This is a genomic window from Lacticaseibacillus paracasei subsp. paracasei (genome assembly GCF_000829035.1).
GTDB lineage: Bacteria > Bacillota > Bacilli > Lactobacillales > Lactobacillaceae > Lacticaseibacillus > Lacticaseibacillus paracasei.
Genome location: NZ_AP012541.1, coordinates 1,600,828 through 1,615,654, shown reverse-complemented (window position 1 = coordinate 1,615,654; position 14,827 = coordinate 1,600,828). Strand labels below are relative to the sequence as shown.

The 14,827-nt window shown below is 47.1% G+C and carries 16 protein-coding genes; 14 read left to right on the top strand and 2 right to left on the bottom strand.

Translation table 11 applies throughout. The annotated features are described in order from the left end of the window. Positions 1 to 17 precede the first annotated feature (17 nt). Together smc and ftsY are read left to right on the top strand one after the other, a co-directional pair. The gene (gene smc / locus LBPC_RS07920) at positions 18 to 3,572 is read left to right on the top strand and encodes a chromosome segregation protein SMC (protein ID WP_003660728.1); all 3,555 of its coding nucleotides are present in this window, start codon (positions 18 to 20) and stop codon (positions 3,570 to 3,572) included. Next, the gene (ftsY, locus tag LBPC_RS07915) at positions 3,572 to 4,567 is read left to right on the top strand and encodes a signal recognition particle-docking protein FtsY (protein WP_003660729.1); all 996 of its coding nucleotides are present in this window, start codon (positions 3,572 to 3,574) and stop codon (positions 4,565 to 4,567) included. Before smc ends, ftsY begins: the two co-directional genes overlap by 1 nt. Before the next feature lie 67 nt (positions 4,568 to 4,634). Here ftsY and LBPC_RS07910 read toward each other — a convergent pair whose 3' ends face one another. Together LBPC_RS07910 and LBPC_RS17265 are read right to left on the bottom strand one after the other, a co-directional pair. Next, positions 4,635 to 4,949 carry a hypothetical protein gene (locus LBPC_RS07910; protein WP_003564747.1) on the bottom strand — a complete coding sequence of 105 codons (315 nt, stop codon included), beginning with the start codon at positions 4,947 to 4,949 and terminating at the stop codon, positions 4,635 to 4,637. Positions 4,950 to 5,211: 262 nt separating this feature from the next. After that, complete coding sequence (locus LBPC_RS17265) at positions 5,212 to 5,406, bottom strand: hypothetical protein (RefSeq protein ID WP_225349871.1); 195 nt, start codon at positions 5,404 to 5,406, stop codon at positions 5,212 to 5,214. 372 nt (positions 5,407 to 5,778) lie between these two features. Here LBPC_RS17265 and LBPC_RS07905 point away from each other — a divergent pair, with 372 nt between their 5' ends. The 12 genes from LBPC_RS07905 to LBPC_RS07850 all read left to right on the top strand — a co-directional run bounded on the left by LBPC_RS07905 (position 5,779) and on the right by LBPC_RS07850 (position 14,808). Next, positions 5,779 to 6,120: a putative DNA-binding protein gene (locus tag LBPC_RS07905; protein WP_003564749.1), complete on the top strand. Its 342-nt coding sequence runs from the start codon at positions 5,779 to 5,781 to the stop codon at positions 6,118 to 6,120. Between the two features lie 12 nt (positions 6,121 to 6,132). Further along, the gene (ffh, locus tag LBPC_RS07900) at positions 6,133 to 7,569 is read left to right on the top strand and encodes a signal recognition particle protein (RefSeq protein WP_003564751.1); all 1,437 of its coding nucleotides are present in this window, start codon (positions 6,133 to 6,135) and stop codon (positions 7,567 to 7,569) included. Positions 7,570 to 7,713: 144 nt separating this feature from the next. After that, positions 7,714 to 7,989 (top strand): 30S ribosomal protein S16, encoded by a 276-nt coding sequence (gene rpsP, locus LBPC_RS07895; protein ID WP_003564756.1) that lies wholly within the window; start codon positions 7,714 to 7,716, stop codon positions 7,987 to 7,989. 12 nt (positions 7,990 to 8,001) lie between these two features. Then, a complete protein-coding gene (locus LBPC_RS07890; protein ID WP_003570439.1) occupies positions 8,002 to 8,256 on the top strand; it encodes a KH domain-containing protein in 255 nt (84 codons plus the stop codon). 147 nt (positions 8,257 to 8,403) lie between these two features. Then, on the top strand, positions 8,404 to 8,922 hold the full coding sequence (rimM, locus tag LBPC_RS07885) for a ribosome maturation factor RimM (RefSeq protein ID WP_003575298.1): 519 nt from the start codon (positions 8,404 to 8,406) through the stop codon (positions 8,920 to 8,922). Then, positions 8,912 to 9,679 (top strand): tRNA (guanosine(37)-N1)-methyltransferase TrmD, encoded by a 768-nt coding sequence (gene trmD / locus LBPC_RS07880; protein WP_003660738.1) that lies wholly within the window; start codon positions 8,912 to 8,914, stop codon positions 9,677 to 9,679. Before rimM ends, trmD begins: the two co-directional genes overlap by 11 nt. A gap of 136 nt (positions 9,680 to 9,815) precedes the next feature. Continuing rightward, positions 9,816 to 10,163, top strand: coding sequence for a 50S ribosomal protein L19 (gene rplS / locus LBPC_RS07875; protein ID WP_003564764.1), 348 nt, complete (start codon positions 9,816 to 9,818; stop codon positions 10,161 to 10,163). A gap of 226 nt (positions 10,164 to 10,389) precedes the next feature. Beyond that, the gene (locus LBPC_RS17000; protein WP_003660742.1) at positions 10,390 to 10,566 is read left to right on the top strand and encodes a hypothetical protein; all 177 of its coding nucleotides are present in this window, start codon (positions 10,390 to 10,392) and stop codon (positions 10,564 to 10,566) included. Between the two features lie 32 nt (positions 10,567 to 10,598). Then, positions 10,599 to 10,844: a DUF896 domain-containing protein gene (locus LBPC_RS07865; protein WP_003658561.1), complete on the top strand. Its 246-nt coding sequence runs from the start codon at positions 10,599 to 10,601 to the stop codon at positions 10,842 to 10,844. Positions 10,845 to 10,904: 60 nt separating this feature from the next. Continuing rightward, the gene (locus LBPC_RS07860; protein WP_003564771.1) at positions 10,905 to 11,126 is read left to right on the top strand and encodes a YneF family protein; all 222 of its coding nucleotides are present in this window, start codon (positions 10,905 to 10,907) and stop codon (positions 11,124 to 11,126) included. A gap of 141 nt (positions 11,127 to 11,267) precedes the next feature. Then, the gene (locus LBPC_RS07855) at positions 11,268 to 13,025 is read left to right on the top strand and encodes an ABC transporter ATP-binding protein (protein ID WP_003575296.1); all 1,758 of its coding nucleotides are present in this window, start codon (positions 11,268 to 11,270) and stop codon (positions 13,023 to 13,025) included. Next, on the top strand, positions 13,015 to 14,808 hold the full coding sequence (locus LBPC_RS07850; protein ID WP_011674545.1) for an ABC transporter ATP-binding protein: 1,794 nt from the start codon (positions 13,015 to 13,017) through the stop codon (positions 14,806 to 14,808). The genes LBPC_RS07855 and LBPC_RS07850 overlap by 11 nt, the downstream gene beginning before the upstream one ends. The last annotated feature ends 19 nt before the right edge of the window (positions 14,809 to 14,827 follow it).

Sequence of the window (14,827 nt, the reverse complement as noted above, 5' to 3'; positions counted from 1 at the left end):
GTAGAATTGGGGTCATCATGCAATTAAAGCGTTTAATCATTAATGGCTTCAAATCATTTGCAGACAAAACTGAGATTGATTTTGTGTCGGGTTTAACTGGGATTGTCGGACCTAATGGCAGTGGCAAAAGTAATATCACTGAGGCCATCCGCTGGGCCTTAGGCGAACAAAGTGCTAAAAGCTTGCGCGGCGAACGGATGGGCGATGTGATTTTTGCAGGCACTGATACGCGACCAGCGCTTAATCGTGCATCTGTCACGATGACTTTTGATAATCATGATGGTTATCTGAAAAATCAACCTGATGAAGTTTCTGTCACTCGGCGACTTTATCGAGATGGGACATCTGAATTTTTATTAAATGGTCAAGATGTTCGGCTGAAAGATATCGTGGATTTGTTCATGGATTCCGGCTTAGGGCGTGAAAGCTTTTCGTTCATTTCCCAAGGGCGGGTTGAAGCCATATTTAATAGTAAACCAGAAGAACGCCGGGGCATTATTGAAGAAGCCGCTGGCGTTTATAAATATAAACAACAGAAAACCAAGGCAGAACGAGAACTCGCCAATAACGATGATAATCTGGCGCGGATCAACGATATTATCGTGGAATTGAAGCATCAGGTGGAACCATTACGTGAGCAGGCTTCGTTGGCTAAGGACTATCAACAACAATCCGGCGAGTATCATCAGATTCATCAAACCTTATTAGCCTTAGAGATCGAACAACTAGCGACTGAACAGGAGAAAACCCAAGGTGAGGCTAAGGTCACCAAGGAAACCATCGCCGCTTTGACGGCGAAGGTTAAAGATTTGGAAGATCAGTCGGAGCGGTTAAGTGCCGTAGATCGACAGTTTGAGAACCAGCTTAATCAGTTGAATGACCAGGTCTTGAGCCGGTCGATGAAGCTTGAGAATCTTAGCGGAGAAGCCAACCTATCTAGTGAACGTTCTGCTAATGCTGAAACCACGTTGGCCGATTTAAAGGAACGACTGGCGCGTGCTCAACAAGCGTTAACAGAAGCAAATCAGCGATTGAAGGAACTTAAGACAAAAACAACTGCTGCCGCCGAAAAAGAGCAAGCAATTAAGCAAGAATTGGCTCAGCAGAAACAGGCAAACCAGGATCCAGCCAAACTGAATCAACAAGTGGAAGTAGCCCAGAATCATTATATTGATCTGTTAAAATCACAGGCCGATAACAAAAATGCTCAGGCTGCTTTACAAAAAGATCAACAGTTAGCCGCCAGCCAAAATGCTGCGCATGATCGTCGGATTTACGAACTGAGTAAACATGCACAGGATCAGGAAGCCAAGGTCACTGCATTATTGACGCAGCAGCAACAGTTGCAAGCAGAGGTTGATGAACAGCAAACAGCCGTTGAGCAGGCCAAAACTGATCGTGATCTATTGCAGCAACAACGGGCGGCCCAACAGCAAGCTTATCAAGACGAACTGGCCACCTATCAGCGCAGTCGGGCGCGATATGAAACGTTATCCGAATTGAATGATGATTATGCTGGCTTTTACAATGGGGTTCGGGTGGTTTTAAAGCATAAGGATCAACTTCCCGGAGTGATTGGTGCGGTCGCAGAATTACTTGAGGTTCCAACTGCCTATCAACAGGCGTTTGACTTAGCCTTGGGTAGCAACTTACAGGCCATTGTGACCCGTGACGAAGCGGCTGCACAACGCGCCATTAGCCTGCTCAAGCAACAACGAGCAGGTAGGGCGACTTTCCTGCCGGCTGCCGTTATGCGGCCAAGAGAGCTGCCCAGTGCGGTTCTACAGTTGGTTGAAGGTGCTGAAGGCTTTTTAGGCACTGGGTTGCAATTAGCCCAATATCCTGCAGATTTGGCACACGTCATGGCGAACTTACTCGGCAGCGTTTTGATGGTGGATACCTTGCCACATGCCATCGCGATTGCCAATACCACCCACCATCGTTATCGAATTGTCACAACAGCTGGCGACATTTTAAATCCGGGGGGTTCGTTGACTGGGGGCCAAGTCAAGCAGGGACGCCAAGCATCGCCGCTTGCTCGCAGTCAAGAGGCCCGGCATTTAAAGGTCCAACTGCAAACGCTTGTTGAAACATTAAAGGCAAAGCAAGCTGATCTGACTGCTTTGACGAAAAAAGAAAACGTGGCCCAGGCAGCTTGGCAAACGGCTTCCCAACAGGCACAGGCATTAACCGCAAAGTTGACAACAATTACGAGTCAGCACACAGCCCAAGCGGAAACCTTGCGTCAGGCGCAACGTCAGCTGGCAGCGGCGCAACAAGCAGATACGGCGCAAGCAGATCTTAGTGCCAAATTAACTGAGTTGCAGCACCAAGGTAAAAAATTGGTTCAAGATATTGCTGAAGCACAAGCAACTATTGAAAATGCTAAGGCGGCTGTTGCGGCGGCAACGGCATCCAGCACCCAGCATGCAGCAACGGTTAATGCGTTGAAGACCAAGCTAGCAGTCACAACCAATGATTTGCAGACCTTGAATGACCAGCAACGGCAATGGCAGACGCAAGCACGCGATGCGCAAGCCCAAGCGACCGATTTGCAACAACGAATTGAGCACATTACTGCGACGGCCGAAGAAACTGCTGCAAAAAAGGCCAGTCGTACCGCTACGATCGCGAATTTGCAAACTGAATTAAAGCAGCTCAAGGCGGATCAAACCAAATTAACACAACAAAAGGCGGAAAATCGTGGTAAGCTGAGTCAAATATCGGCGCGTATTACGACCACTTATGAGCAGCAACACCAAGCTATGGCAACTTCTGAGCAGCAAGCGGTTGCTTTGAATCGAGTTAAACTAGGTTTGGATGCTCGGTTGAATACTTTAGCCGAGGATTATCAGTTGACTTACGAGGCCGCTAAGGAAGCAGTGACAGCCGATCACGCGCCAATTCCTGAATTGAAAAGTAAACTCAAGCTTTTAAAGCGTGGCATTGATGAGTTGGGACCGGTGAACCTCAACGCAATTGATCAGTTTAAGGAAGTCAATGAACGCTACGAATTTCTCACCAAGCAGCAAGATGATCTTCTAGAGGCTAAGCAGCAGTTAGAAGAAACGATGCACGAATTGGATGAAACGGTCAAAACAAGATTTAAGGATATGTTTGATCAGACCAATAGTGCTTTTGAAGCAATTTTCCCGCAAATGTTTGGTGGCGGTCATGCACATTTGAGCCTTACGAATCCGGATGATTTGCTCGCAACAGGGATCGAGATTTCCGCTCAGCCGCCTGGCAAAAAACTGACTCGGCTTTCCCTTCTATCCGGTGGCGAACGGGCGCTAACGGCGATTGTTCTGTTATTTGCAATTTTAAAAGTGCGTCCGGTACCATTCTCCATCCTCGATGAAGTTGAAGCTTCGTTAGATGATGTTAATGTCAATCGATTTGGTGAATTCTTACGGCATTATGCTAGCGCCACACAATTTATTGTCATCACTCACCGGCATGGCACGATGGTTGCGGCGAATGTATTGTATGGTGTCACGATGCAAGAATCAGGTGTTAGCCGAATTATGGCTGTTAGTCTGGATCAATCACAGAAAGAAGCGATCAATTAATGGGACTTTTTGATGCGATCAAAAAGGCGTTTACCGGTGATGAACCGGAAACGCCTGAAGAAAATAAATATGATGAGGGCCTAGAAAAAAGCCGCAGCAGTTTTGGTGAAAAACTCAATGCACTGTTTGCTAATTTTCGTAGTGTCGACGAAGACTTTTTTGACAATCTTGAAGAGATGCTGATTGAGTCTGATGTCGGCTTTGAAACGGCAGTTAAGCTTAGTGACGACCTGCGTGAAGAAGTTAAGCTTAAAAATGCCAAAGACCCTAAGGCCGTTTCCCGTGTGATTGTGGAGAAGCTGGTGGATATGTATGGCGATGCTGGTAAGGATGAAGACAATGCCCTACATTTTGCTGAATCAGGGCCAAGTGTGTTCCTGTTTGTCGGCGTCAACGGTGCTGGTAAGACAACAACGGTCGGCAAGCTTGCCCACCAGCTAAAGGAAGAAGGTAAGCGGGTTCTGCTAGTTGCTGCCGATACATTCCGTGCTGGCGCCATCCAGCAATTGCAGGAATGGGGTCGCCGGGTTGATGTACCTGTCGTTGCCACGAAAGAAGGCGGCGATCCGGCCGCGGTGGTTTTTGATGGTGTCAAACGCGCCAAGGATGAGCAATTTGATGTTGTGCTTGTTGATACAGCTGGCCGATTGCAAAATAAGGTCAACTTGATGAATGAGCTTAACAAAATCAAGCGGGTCATTGTCCGCGAATTGCCGGATGCACCCCAGGAAGTCTTGCTGGTTCTGGATGCGACAACCGGTCAAAATGCACTTAATCAGGCTAAGGAGTTTAATCAAACAACTAAAATCACTGGAATTGTTTTGACAAAACTTGACGGTTCAGGGAAAGGCGGAATTGTGTTGGCAATCCGCAATGAACTGCATGTACCGGTCAAACTTGTCGGCCTTGGTGAAAAGATGGACGACTTACAAGCTTTTGATCCAACCAAATTTGTGGCCGGACTATTTAAGGGTTTGATTCAGGTCGAAGCTTAATTAAAATGAAGAATAACGAAAAAGCGCCGTGCTGGCGAAAAACCAGTACGACGCTTTTTTTATGACATTAAGCTGCTTGCACTTTCTTCTCCCGGCCAAGGATGACCTGTAGGACAATCAAGACAAGGTAACCGATGAGCAGGTAGGTGAACCATGCAGATGGCTGCACCTTACTTGCAAACCAGTATTGTTGCCATGCCGTATTACTCATGATCCAAGCGAATAACCAGCCTAGAAGGCCAAGAATCGCATTAATGATAGCAAAGAACCACAAATTGCCGTTTTCATGGTTGCTCAGGTAAACACATGAGAAGACCAAACTCCACAGTCCCCAAGCAGCGAGAGCGGCAAACACGGCCCAGTAAATAAAGGTTGAGACCATATTCTTCCCTCCAATTTTTCACATGTTCAGTGTACCACGAAACTAGGGGAAACTGGAAGAGCGCGAACAGGCGCGGTTAGAAACCGGAGCATAAGTGGCCTTGAAGCTAAATGGCTGGGTTTTGGCCATTTAGCTTCAAGGTCCTTATGTGCAGGTTTCTGCGCCTGTTCGCGCGTTTCGGAACCTCCGAGAGGATGAACCATAATTTTCCTCGTAGGACTTGTGAGTCATTAAATTCCGAACAATCGTAGGAAGGGCTAGGCTAAAACCTTCTTGCCGTGCCAAACTCCGCAATCTCCGGCCAGATGGGGTGGCGACGCGAAGCTAGAGCGGAGGCGGCGCTTCGAGCCCAAAGCCCGGTCTCGAAGTCGCCTAATAACATCAGCTCCAAAGCCCGGTCGCTGTGTTGTTTGCACGGCTGTGCCCCATCTGGCCTACGATTGCTCCGCCTTGGCACCACAGTCTTTAAAAATTGCAGTAAATACTCCACGAGAAGACTAAAACAAACAATATTTTATGGAAGCCTTTTCCTGTCTGAAAACGATGTGCCAACCTCGTTCAAGGTCCTTATGTGCAGGTTTCTACGGATGCAAATGTGTTTTTGAAGCAATTGCAAGAAAGCGATCTTTTCTCCGACCCTATTTCTTGGCTGTTATCCACCGATAGTCGAAGCTGACTTTCTACGCTAGCATTTAGCTCCGTGGCCATCAACCTAATTTTTTAAGTAATTGACCATTTTCAGCGATACCGGTATCCTTATACAAGGACCATGTTCAAGCGGCCGGGGAAACTGAGTTGCCGGCAATCATGGGATTAAAGGAATGACATGATGGAAATCGAAAAAAATTATCGCATGAACTCGCTGTTTGAGTTTTACGGGCCGTTATTGACGGACAAACAGCACGCCTATCTGGCATTATATTACGGTGATGATTACTCACTCGGCGAGATTGCAACCGAGTTTAATGTCTCGCGTCAGGCCGTGTATGACAATATTCGACGCACTGAGGCCAGCTTGGAAGAATATGAAAAGAAGTTGCATCTTTTCGCCAACTATCAAGCGCAAAATGAAGCTGTAGATACGTTAGTGAGTTATGCGCGTACACATTATCCAGACGACAAGGCATTAAGTACCTTATTAGAACGAGTCGCGGATCAAACCGCGAAATAGCAGGGGGAAATTATGGCATTTGAAGGATTATCAGAACGACTGCAGAAGGCTTTCAGCGGACTGCGGCGTAAGGGTAAGGTCAGTGAAAGTGATATTCGCGATGCAATGCGCGAAATTCGCTTGGCTTTGTTGGAAGCCGACGTCAATTTTGATGTTGTCAAAACATTTATTAAAAACGTCCGCACCAAGGCGCTTGGCGCTGAAGTGCTTGAAAGTTTAACCCCATCACAGCAGATCATTAAAATCGTCAATGACGAGTTGGTCAAGACGATGGGCGAGGCGGCAGTGCCACTGAACAAGGCACCACATATTCCGACTGTCATCATGATGGCTGGTTTGCAAGGGGCCGGAAAAACCACAACTGTCGGTAAGTTGTCCAAGTATCTGATGGACAATGACAGTGCGCGGCCATTATTGATCGCTGCTGACGTTTACCGGCCAGCAGCGATTGATCAGTTGCAGACTATCGGCAAACAGCTCAACGTGCCAGTTTTCGAAATGGGAACCGACGTTGATCCGGTCGAAATTGTTCGCCAAGGGTTGGCGACTGCCAAAGAAAATAAGAATGATTATGTACTGATCGATACTGCCGGCCGACTGCAGATTGACGAAAAGCTCATGAACGAGCTGAAAAACATCAAGGAACTAGCCCATCCTAACGACATTTTGCTTGTCGTTGATGCCATGACTGGGCAAGCCGCGGTTGATGTTGCTAAAGGCTTCAATGAGCAGCTAGATATCACCGGTGTTGTCCTGACCAAACTGGACGGGGATACTCGTGGCGGTGCCGCACTGTCCATTCGTGCCGTCACTGGCAAGCCGATCAAGTTCATTGGTCAAGGTGAAAAGATGGATGCGCTGGATGTCTTCTATCCTGATCGCATGGCCAACCGAATTTTGGGCATGGGCGACATGCTCACCTTGATTGACAAGGCACAGAAGAATTACGACGAAAAACAAGCCATGGAAATGGCTGAAAAAATTCGCGAGAATTCTTTTGACTTCAATGATTTTCTGGATCAAATGGATCAGATTAGCAAAATGGGTCCGCTGGAAGATATCATGAAAATGATCCCAGGAATGGCAAACAACAAAGCCTTGGCCAATGTCAAAATGGATCCGAAAGACATTGCCCACATGAAGGCGATAGTTTACTCGATGACACCGCAAGAACGCGAAGATCCAGATCTTCTCAATCCAAGTCGACGGCGGCGGTTGGCTGCAGGTTCTGGCCGGCCAGTGGTTGAAGTCAATCGGATGATTAAGCAGTTTAATCAAAGCAAGCAAATGATGAACCAGATGAGCAAAGGTAACATGAAGGGCCTCGACGGTCTCATGGGCGGCGGCGTTTCTGGCAAACTTGGCAAAATGGCGATGAACTCAATGGTCCGCAAACAAAAGAAGAACAAGAAACGTCGGCTGAAAAATGCCAAGCGTTTCCATTCCTAAAAATTAATTTTTTCCTGACCAACCAATTAGGAACAAGACCGTTGCCAAACGACACATTTTACCTGTGTAAAGAAAAAAGGCTTTACAGCTTAAAATATTTTTGCTATGCTATCAAGGTTGATAAATGAGCAGGAGGTGGACTTAGTGGCAGTTAAAATTCGTTTAAAGCGGATGGGTTCAAAGCGTAAGCCTTTCTACCGGATCGTTGTAGCAGACTCACGCTCCCCGCGTGACGGTCGTTTCATCGAAGCCGTGGGCTATTACAACCCGTTGACTAATCCAGTCGATTTGAAATTAAATGAAGAAGATATTTTGAACTGGCTTCAAAAAGGCGCACAACCTTCAGATACTGTACGTAACTTGCTTGGTAGCAAGGGCATCATGCAGAAGTATCACGAAGCGCGCTTTGCCAAGAAATAAAGGCGGTTATCAATGGTGGATATCGGCAGCTTGATTCAAGCAATCGTCACCCCGTTGGTTACACAACCAGAAGCCGTCAAGGTGACTGCGCATGAAACAGGTGATTACATGGCCTTTGATTTGGCTGTGGCACCTGAAGATGTCGGCCGCGTCATCGGCAAACAAGGTCGGGTTGCGCAAGCGATCCGAACCATTGTATATAGTGTCAAAAGCCCGTACAACAAGCGGGTGCGGCTCAATATTTTGGATGCATCGCATGCAGAATAAAAAGACTGACGCATACCGCGTCGGTCTTTTTATTTTGAAAGAGCGTTCGCTGGCCTGGTTAGAAACCGGAGCATAAGTGGCCATTTAGGTTCAAGGTCCTAATGTGGAGGTTTCTGGGCCAGCGAACGCGTTTAGAGGAGGAAGAACATGCCAGATTATTATGACATCGGCACCATTGTGAACACGCACGGTATTCGTGGCGAAGTACGCGTCCTTGTCACGACAGATTTCCCGGCCGATCGTTTTAAGGTTGGTAACACTGTTTATGTGGCAACATCACCCAAAACTGCCTTGACGATTCAATCCGTGCGAGAACACAAGGGGCTCACCTTGCTGACCTTTAAGGATTACACCGATATTAATCAAGTCCTGCCATTTAAAGGCAAGAAACTGCAAGTTACCGAGACAGCGTTACAACCGCTGGACGAGGGAAGTTACTATTACAAAGACATTATCGGCTTAACGGTTATTGATGAACAAGGTCAGACGCTCGGCAAAGTCAATGAAATCTTAAGCCCGGGTCCCAATGACGTATGGGTTATTCCTCGTAGCGGTAAAAGCGATATTTTACTGCCTTTCCTAAAATCCGTTGTCCAGTCCATCGACTTAGATCAGAAAGTGGCGCATGTGATCGTGCCGGAAGGGTTGATTGACGATGCAGATTGATGTTTTAAGTCTTTTTCCGAATATGTTTGAGCCGTTGCGCGAAAGCATGATCGGCAAGGCGATTGAACGCGAGCTACTTAATTTTGATGTGGTGGATTATCGCAGCTATAGTCATGACAAGCATCATCATGTTGATGACACGCCATATGGTGGCGGTGCAGGCATGTTGCTGAAACCAGAACCGCTATTTGAGGCGATGGATGGTGTCAACGAGCGTCACCCCGGTCCAAAGCGAGTCATTTTAATGGACCCGGCTGGTAAGAAGTTCAACCATCAAGCCGCTCGAGCGTTATCGCAAGAAGATCATCTCGTCTTCATCTGTGGCCACTACGAAGGCTACGATGAACGCATCCGCACGCTTGTCACCGATGAATATTCATTAGGCGATTACGTTCTCACTGGTGGTGAACTCCCTGCTATGGTCATGATTGACGCTATTGTCCGTCTCCTGCCAGGCGTTCTCGGCAATGATGAAAGTGCCCACACCGATAGCTTCGAGAACGGTCTCCTCGAGTATCCGCAATACACCCGGCCTCCAGAATACCGGGGGATGAAAGTGCCCGAAGTCCTCCAAAATGGCAATCACCAACTCATCGCTCGCTGGCGCCAAAAGGAAAGCCTTCGCCGCACCTATCTTCGCCGTCCAGATCTCTTGAAAACCATTACGCTCGATCAAACTGCTCAAAAACTCTTGCGAGAAGTTAAAACAGAAGAAGCTACTAAGGCGGCAGAAGCAAGATTGAAGAATCAATCCTGAACGTTAGCATACCGTAAAGATTTTCACCTTTACACGTCCAACCAGTCATGGTAAACTTATTGACTGTGATACGTCACACATCAACGACATTCCGCTGGTCGGGATGATTATGAATGTCGGCAAAGGAGAAATACCCATGAACCCATTGATTCAAGAAATTACCAAGAAACAGTTACGCGATGACATTCCAGACTTCCGTCCTGGTGATAACGTCCGTGTCCATGCCAAGATCGTTGAAGGCGAACGCGAACGTATACAGCTCTTCGAAGGCGTTGTTATCAAGCGTCACGGCGTTGGCATTTCCGCTACTTATACAGTACGTAAGATCTCAAATGGCGTTGGTGTGGAACGGACATTCCCGTTACATTCACCACGTGTTGAAAAGATCGAAGTTACCCGTCACGGCCAAGTGCGTCGGGCAAAGCTCTACTACCTGCGCGCATTACGTGGGAAAGCAGCTCGTATCCGCGAAAAGCGTCGTTAATACTGGAAAAAGGCCGGCAAACGGTCTTTTTTTTTGAGCGTGAGCCAGCCCGCTTAGAAACCAGTGTGTAAGTGGCCTCGGTCGTGATGGCCGGCTTTTGGTCACTGCAACTGATGTCCTTACATGCAGGTTTTTGGGCTGGCAAGCGCGTTATAGCGAAGCATGAGTAGGATGGAAAACTCGTACACGCAAAAAAGAAGCACCCACAGACTCGAGGTGAAGGCTGATGGATGATCAGCTTGTCTACATCGTCTACTATGCGGATCAGTCGGCACCGACTGAGTTGTTGAAAGCCTTCTCGTCAGAACGACGAGCCGCAGAATATGTTGCGATGTTAAAGAATGCGCCTTATCCTAAGCATGAGGCGGCGAATTATTGTTACGCCGCAGTGCAACTCAACTGATGCACGCCACTGAAATTGTAGGAGGTAGCATGATGGCAGAACAACCAAAAGAACGACTGGATCGTATCAATGAATTAGCTAAAAAAGATCGCAGTGTTGGTTTGACGCCCGAAGAGAAAATCGAGCGTCAACAATTGCGCGAGGCTTATTTAAAGGACTTTCGTGCCGGATTGCGAGATCAAATCGAGCATACTCAGGTCTTTGATAAAAAAGGCAAGGAGCTCACTAGCAAAAAAGTTCAAAAGATTCAACGTGAACACGGTTGGCGAAAAGATTAGTCTTTTCAACGTCAACCTGCTTTAGTACAATGAAGAATGAAACTTGAAGGAGGCCGCACATTGTTAATCACAGTACTTGTGGGGATCATTGCCTTACTGGTCGGCTTGGCAGGCGGTTTCTTCGGGGCACGGGCTTACATGAAGAAGTATTTTCAGGATAATCCGCCTGTGAACGAAGAAATGCTGCGCACGATGATGATGCAGATGGGTCAAAAACCATCTGCTAAGAAACTGAACCAGATGATGGCGCAAATGAAACAAGCCCAACGTAACGCTAAGTAATTGCTAAGAAAGCGCGATGACAGGAATCACTTTGTCATCGCGCTTTCGTGTCCCAGTGCGTTTGTGCTATGATGAGAGAACGTTAATTATTTTGAGATGCTGATGGGGAAACCATGAGCAAAAGGGTTAAGGAGCAGTGTCGTGGGAATCTTTAGAAAATTAGGTTGGTATTTTAAACAAGAATGGCGCCGGTATTTGCTCGGCGTTACTTTTTTGCTGCTCGTGGCCTTGGTGAATTTGATTCCGCCAAAAGTTATTGGGGATCTCGTTGATGCGATGAGCAAATCTCGGTTAACCAGCAGTCACTTGGCGTGGATGCTGGGGTTATTGCTGTTTTCCGGGGTTGCCCAGTATTTATTCCGGTTTGGCTGGCGTAATGCGATCTGGGGTGGCGCTGCGAAGCTTGAACGAACGTTACGTACGCGGCTATTTTGGCACTTTATGAAAATGGACGCCACGTTTTATCAAAAACACCGTACTGGGGATTTGATGGCGCATGCGACCAATGACCTGAACGCGGTGCAAAACGTTGCCGGGGCCGGTATTTTAACCTTGTTCGACTCCATGATTACTGGCGGCACCACCATCATTGCGATGGTGTTGGTCGTTGACTGGCGGTTGACGATTGTTGCCATTTTGCCAATGCCATTATTGGCGGTGATGGCACGAAAACTCGGCACCCGCTTGCATGCGGCTTTTTCTGAATCGCAGGCGGCTTTTTCACGTTTGAATGATAAAACGCAGGAAAGTGTCAGCGGCATTAAAGTCATTAAAACATTTGGCCAGGAAGCCGAAGATACGGCAGATTTTAATCAAATTGTCGACCATACCGTGCAAATTAATCGGCGCGTGAATATGATTGATGCCTTATTTGATCCAACGACAAGTCTGATCATGGGCTTAACCTATGTCATCACGATCATCTATGGCGGCTGGCAGGTCGTTCATGGACAAATCACGATTGGCCAACTGGTTTCCTTTGTGACGTATGTGTCAGCATTAGTGTGGCCGATGTTTGCGATTGGCCGATTGTTTAACATTCTAGAACGTGGGAATGCCAGTTATGATCGGGTCGATGAACTGTTGCAGGAAAAGTCGACTATCCTTGAAGCCAAAGACGCGATTACGACACCAGCGCATGGCGATATTCGTTATCAAATCAATAAATTTAGTTATCCGGATGATCAACAGGTCGCTTTAAGCCGTGTCCATTTTACGCTGCCTGAAGGTCACACGCTAGGGATTGTCGGCAAGGTCGGCGCCGGGAAAAGCACTATTTTTAAGTTGCTTTTACGCGAGTTTGATAACTACGATGGCGTGATTGAGTTTGGCGGCCATAATATCAAAGATTATTCACTGGACGCCTTGTTAGATTCGATCGGTTATGTGCCACAGGACAACTTCTTATTCTCGACAACAGTTGCCGATAACATTCGCTTTTCAGCGTTCGAAAAGGGACAACAGGATGTTGAGCAAGCGGCTAAAGAAAGTGCTGTTCACGAGGACATTAAAAAGTTTGCGGCTGGCTATGACACGCTGGTGGGTGAAAAAGGAGTCAGTCTGTCAGGCGGTCAAAAGCAACGGCTGTCTATCGCACGAGCAGTGATCAACGCGCCTGAACTCTTGATTCTCGATGATGCCTTGTCTGCAGTGGATGCTAAAACCGAAGAAGAAATTTTAGCCAACATGAAGCAGGATCGTGCCCATAAGACGACAATCATTGCTGCTCATCGTCTCAGCTCAGTGATGCATGCGGATGAGATTCTCGTCCTTGAAAATGGTCAGGTGATTGAGCGCGGGACTCATGAACAATTAATTACCAAGCATGGCTGGTATGCCGAAATGTGGGCAAAACAAGAAATGGAAGCAGCGGAAGAAGGTGAATCACTTGGCAAGTAAGGGTTATGAGAGTGCTTGGTCGAAAAGTATTCCGATTCGACAACAACTCAAAATTATGAAGCGGCTGATGGGGTACACGAGACCGTATAAGCGGCAGTTTATTGGCGCCATTGTGGCGGCTGCGTTGCTTGCAGGCATGAACGTTTTGCTACCATTCATTCTCCAACAGTTCATGGATCGTTATTTGGCCAATCAAAGTGCAACGGTTCAGATTCTGCTGCTGTTTGCAGCACTCTATGCATTTGGCACGCTCGTTAAAGCTGTTTTCCAATTTTTTCAGACATTTTTATTCAACATGGGCGCAGAGCGCGGCTTAGAAGATGCTCGCCGTCAGCTGTTTGCCAAACTGCACACGTTAGGTATGCGGTATTTTGATCAAACGCCAGCTGGTTCGATTGTGTCGCGTGTCACCAATGACACAATGACATTTTCCGATTTCTGGAACGTCATTTTAGCTGTTATCGTCGGGTTATTCTCAGTTATTAGCAGTTTTGCCATCATGTTTGCGGCCAATCCAAAGATAGCCTTGATGGTCGCTGCCTTTCTGCCCATTTTGCTCATAGTGGTCTGGTATTACAGCACGTACAGTTCCAAGGTTTATCGGCACATGCGTGAAAAACTGTCAGAGTTGAATACCCAACTGAACGAATCTATTGAAGGCATCGGCATCATTCAGCAGTTTCGTCAGGAAAATCGCATCAGTCAAGAATTCGAAGCGACGAATGAGGAATATTTGGACTCACGTAAGGCGATGATTCGCGTCAATTCTTTGTTGCTGTCGTCAGTGATTAACTTGTTATATTCCTTTGCGTTGATTGCGGTTTTATGGGCCTTTGGATTGATTTCGATGCATAGTTACGTGGAAGCTGGACTGATCTATGCGTTCACGACTTACACGGCAAACTTCTTTAATCCGATGGTTAATATGATGGATAACCTTTCGTTTTTGCAGGATGGCGTTGTTGCGGGTAGCCGGATTTTTCGAATTCTCGACAGTCAAGAGTATGCGCCAGCGCAGCATCCTGATGCTCATGCGCTGATCCAACAAGGCAAAATCGAATTCCGGCATGTCAGTTTTGCTTATGATGGCAAGCACGATATTTTGCATGATATCAGCTTCGTTGCCAATCCGGGGGAAACCGTGGCCTTGGTCGGGCACACCGGTTCCGGAAAAAGCTCGATTATCAACGTTATGATGCGGTTCTACGAGTTTGGTGAAGGCCAGATTTTAATTGATGACGTGGACATTCGCGACTATCCCATGCCAGAATTGCGGAAAAAATTAGGATTAGTATTGCAGGATTCATTCATGTTCTATGGCGATATCAGTAGCAACATTCGCTTGTTCAATGACAGTATTACCGATGAGCAAGTGAAACAGGCGGCTGAGTTTGTGCAAGCTGATCGCTTTATCGATAAACTACCAGGCACCTATCATGCTAAGGTTATTGAAGGTGGTACTGAGTTTTCCAGCGGCGAACGACAACTGATTTCCTTTGCCCGCACAGTGGTGACTGACCCGAAAATTCTCGTACTGGACGAAGCAACGGCCAACATTGATACGGAAACAGAGTCCGTTATTCAAGAAGGCTTGCGTCGGATTCGGCAAGGGCGAACGACAATTGCAATTGCCCATCGGCTATCAACGATTCAAGATGCCAACCTGATTTTAGTTTTGAATGCAGGTCGAATTGTTGAACGCGGCACGCATGACGAATTGTTAGCCAAGCGTGGCCGATACTATGAAATGTATCATCTGCAAATTGGCGATCATGCCGAATAAATGCAAATCATTAAAAAGA

What these genes read in the sequence shown, in the direction of transcription:
- smc (WP_003660728.1), top strand. Translation starts at nt 18, where the DNA reads ATGCAATTAAAGCGTTTAATCATTAATGGCTTCAAATCATTTGCAGAC.
- ftsY (WP_003660729.1), top strand. Translation starts at nt 3,572, where the DNA reads ATGGGACTTTTTGATGCGATCAAAAAGGCGTTTACCGGTGATGAACCG.
- LBPC_RS07910 (WP_003564747.1), bottom strand. Translation starts at nt 4,949, where the DNA reads ATGGTCTCAACCTTTATTTACTGGGCCGTGTTTGCCGCTCTCGCTGCT.
- LBPC_RS07905 (WP_003564749.1), top strand. Translation starts at nt 5,779, where the DNA reads ATGGAAATCGAAAAAAATTATCGCATGAACTCGCTGTTTGAGTTTTAC.
- ffh (WP_003564751.1), top strand. Translation starts at nt 6,133, where the DNA reads ATGGCATTTGAAGGATTATCAGAACGACTGCAGAAGGCTTTCAGCGGA.
- LBPC_RS07890 (WP_003570439.1), top strand. Translation starts at nt 8,002, where the DNA reads ATGGTGGATATCGGCAGCTTGATTCAAGCAATCGTCACCCCGTTGGTT.
- rimM (WP_003575298.1), top strand. Translation starts at nt 8,404, where the DNA reads ATGCCAGATTATTATGACATCGGCACCATTGTGAACACGCACGGTATT.
- trmD (WP_003660738.1), top strand. Translation starts at nt 8,912, where the DNA reads ATGCAGATTGATGTTTTAAGTCTTTTTCCGAATATGTTTGAGCCGTTG.
- rplS (WP_003564764.1), top strand. Translation starts at nt 9,816, where the DNA reads ATGAACCCATTGATTCAAGAAATTACCAAGAAACAGTTACGCGATGAC.
- LBPC_RS17000 (WP_003660742.1), top strand. Translation starts at nt 10,390, where the DNA reads ATGGATGATCAGCTTGTCTACATCGTCTACTATGCGGATCAGTCGGCA.
- LBPC_RS07865 (WP_003658561.1), top strand. Translation starts at nt 10,599, where the DNA reads ATGGCAGAACAACCAAAAGAACGACTGGATCGTATCAATGAATTAGCT.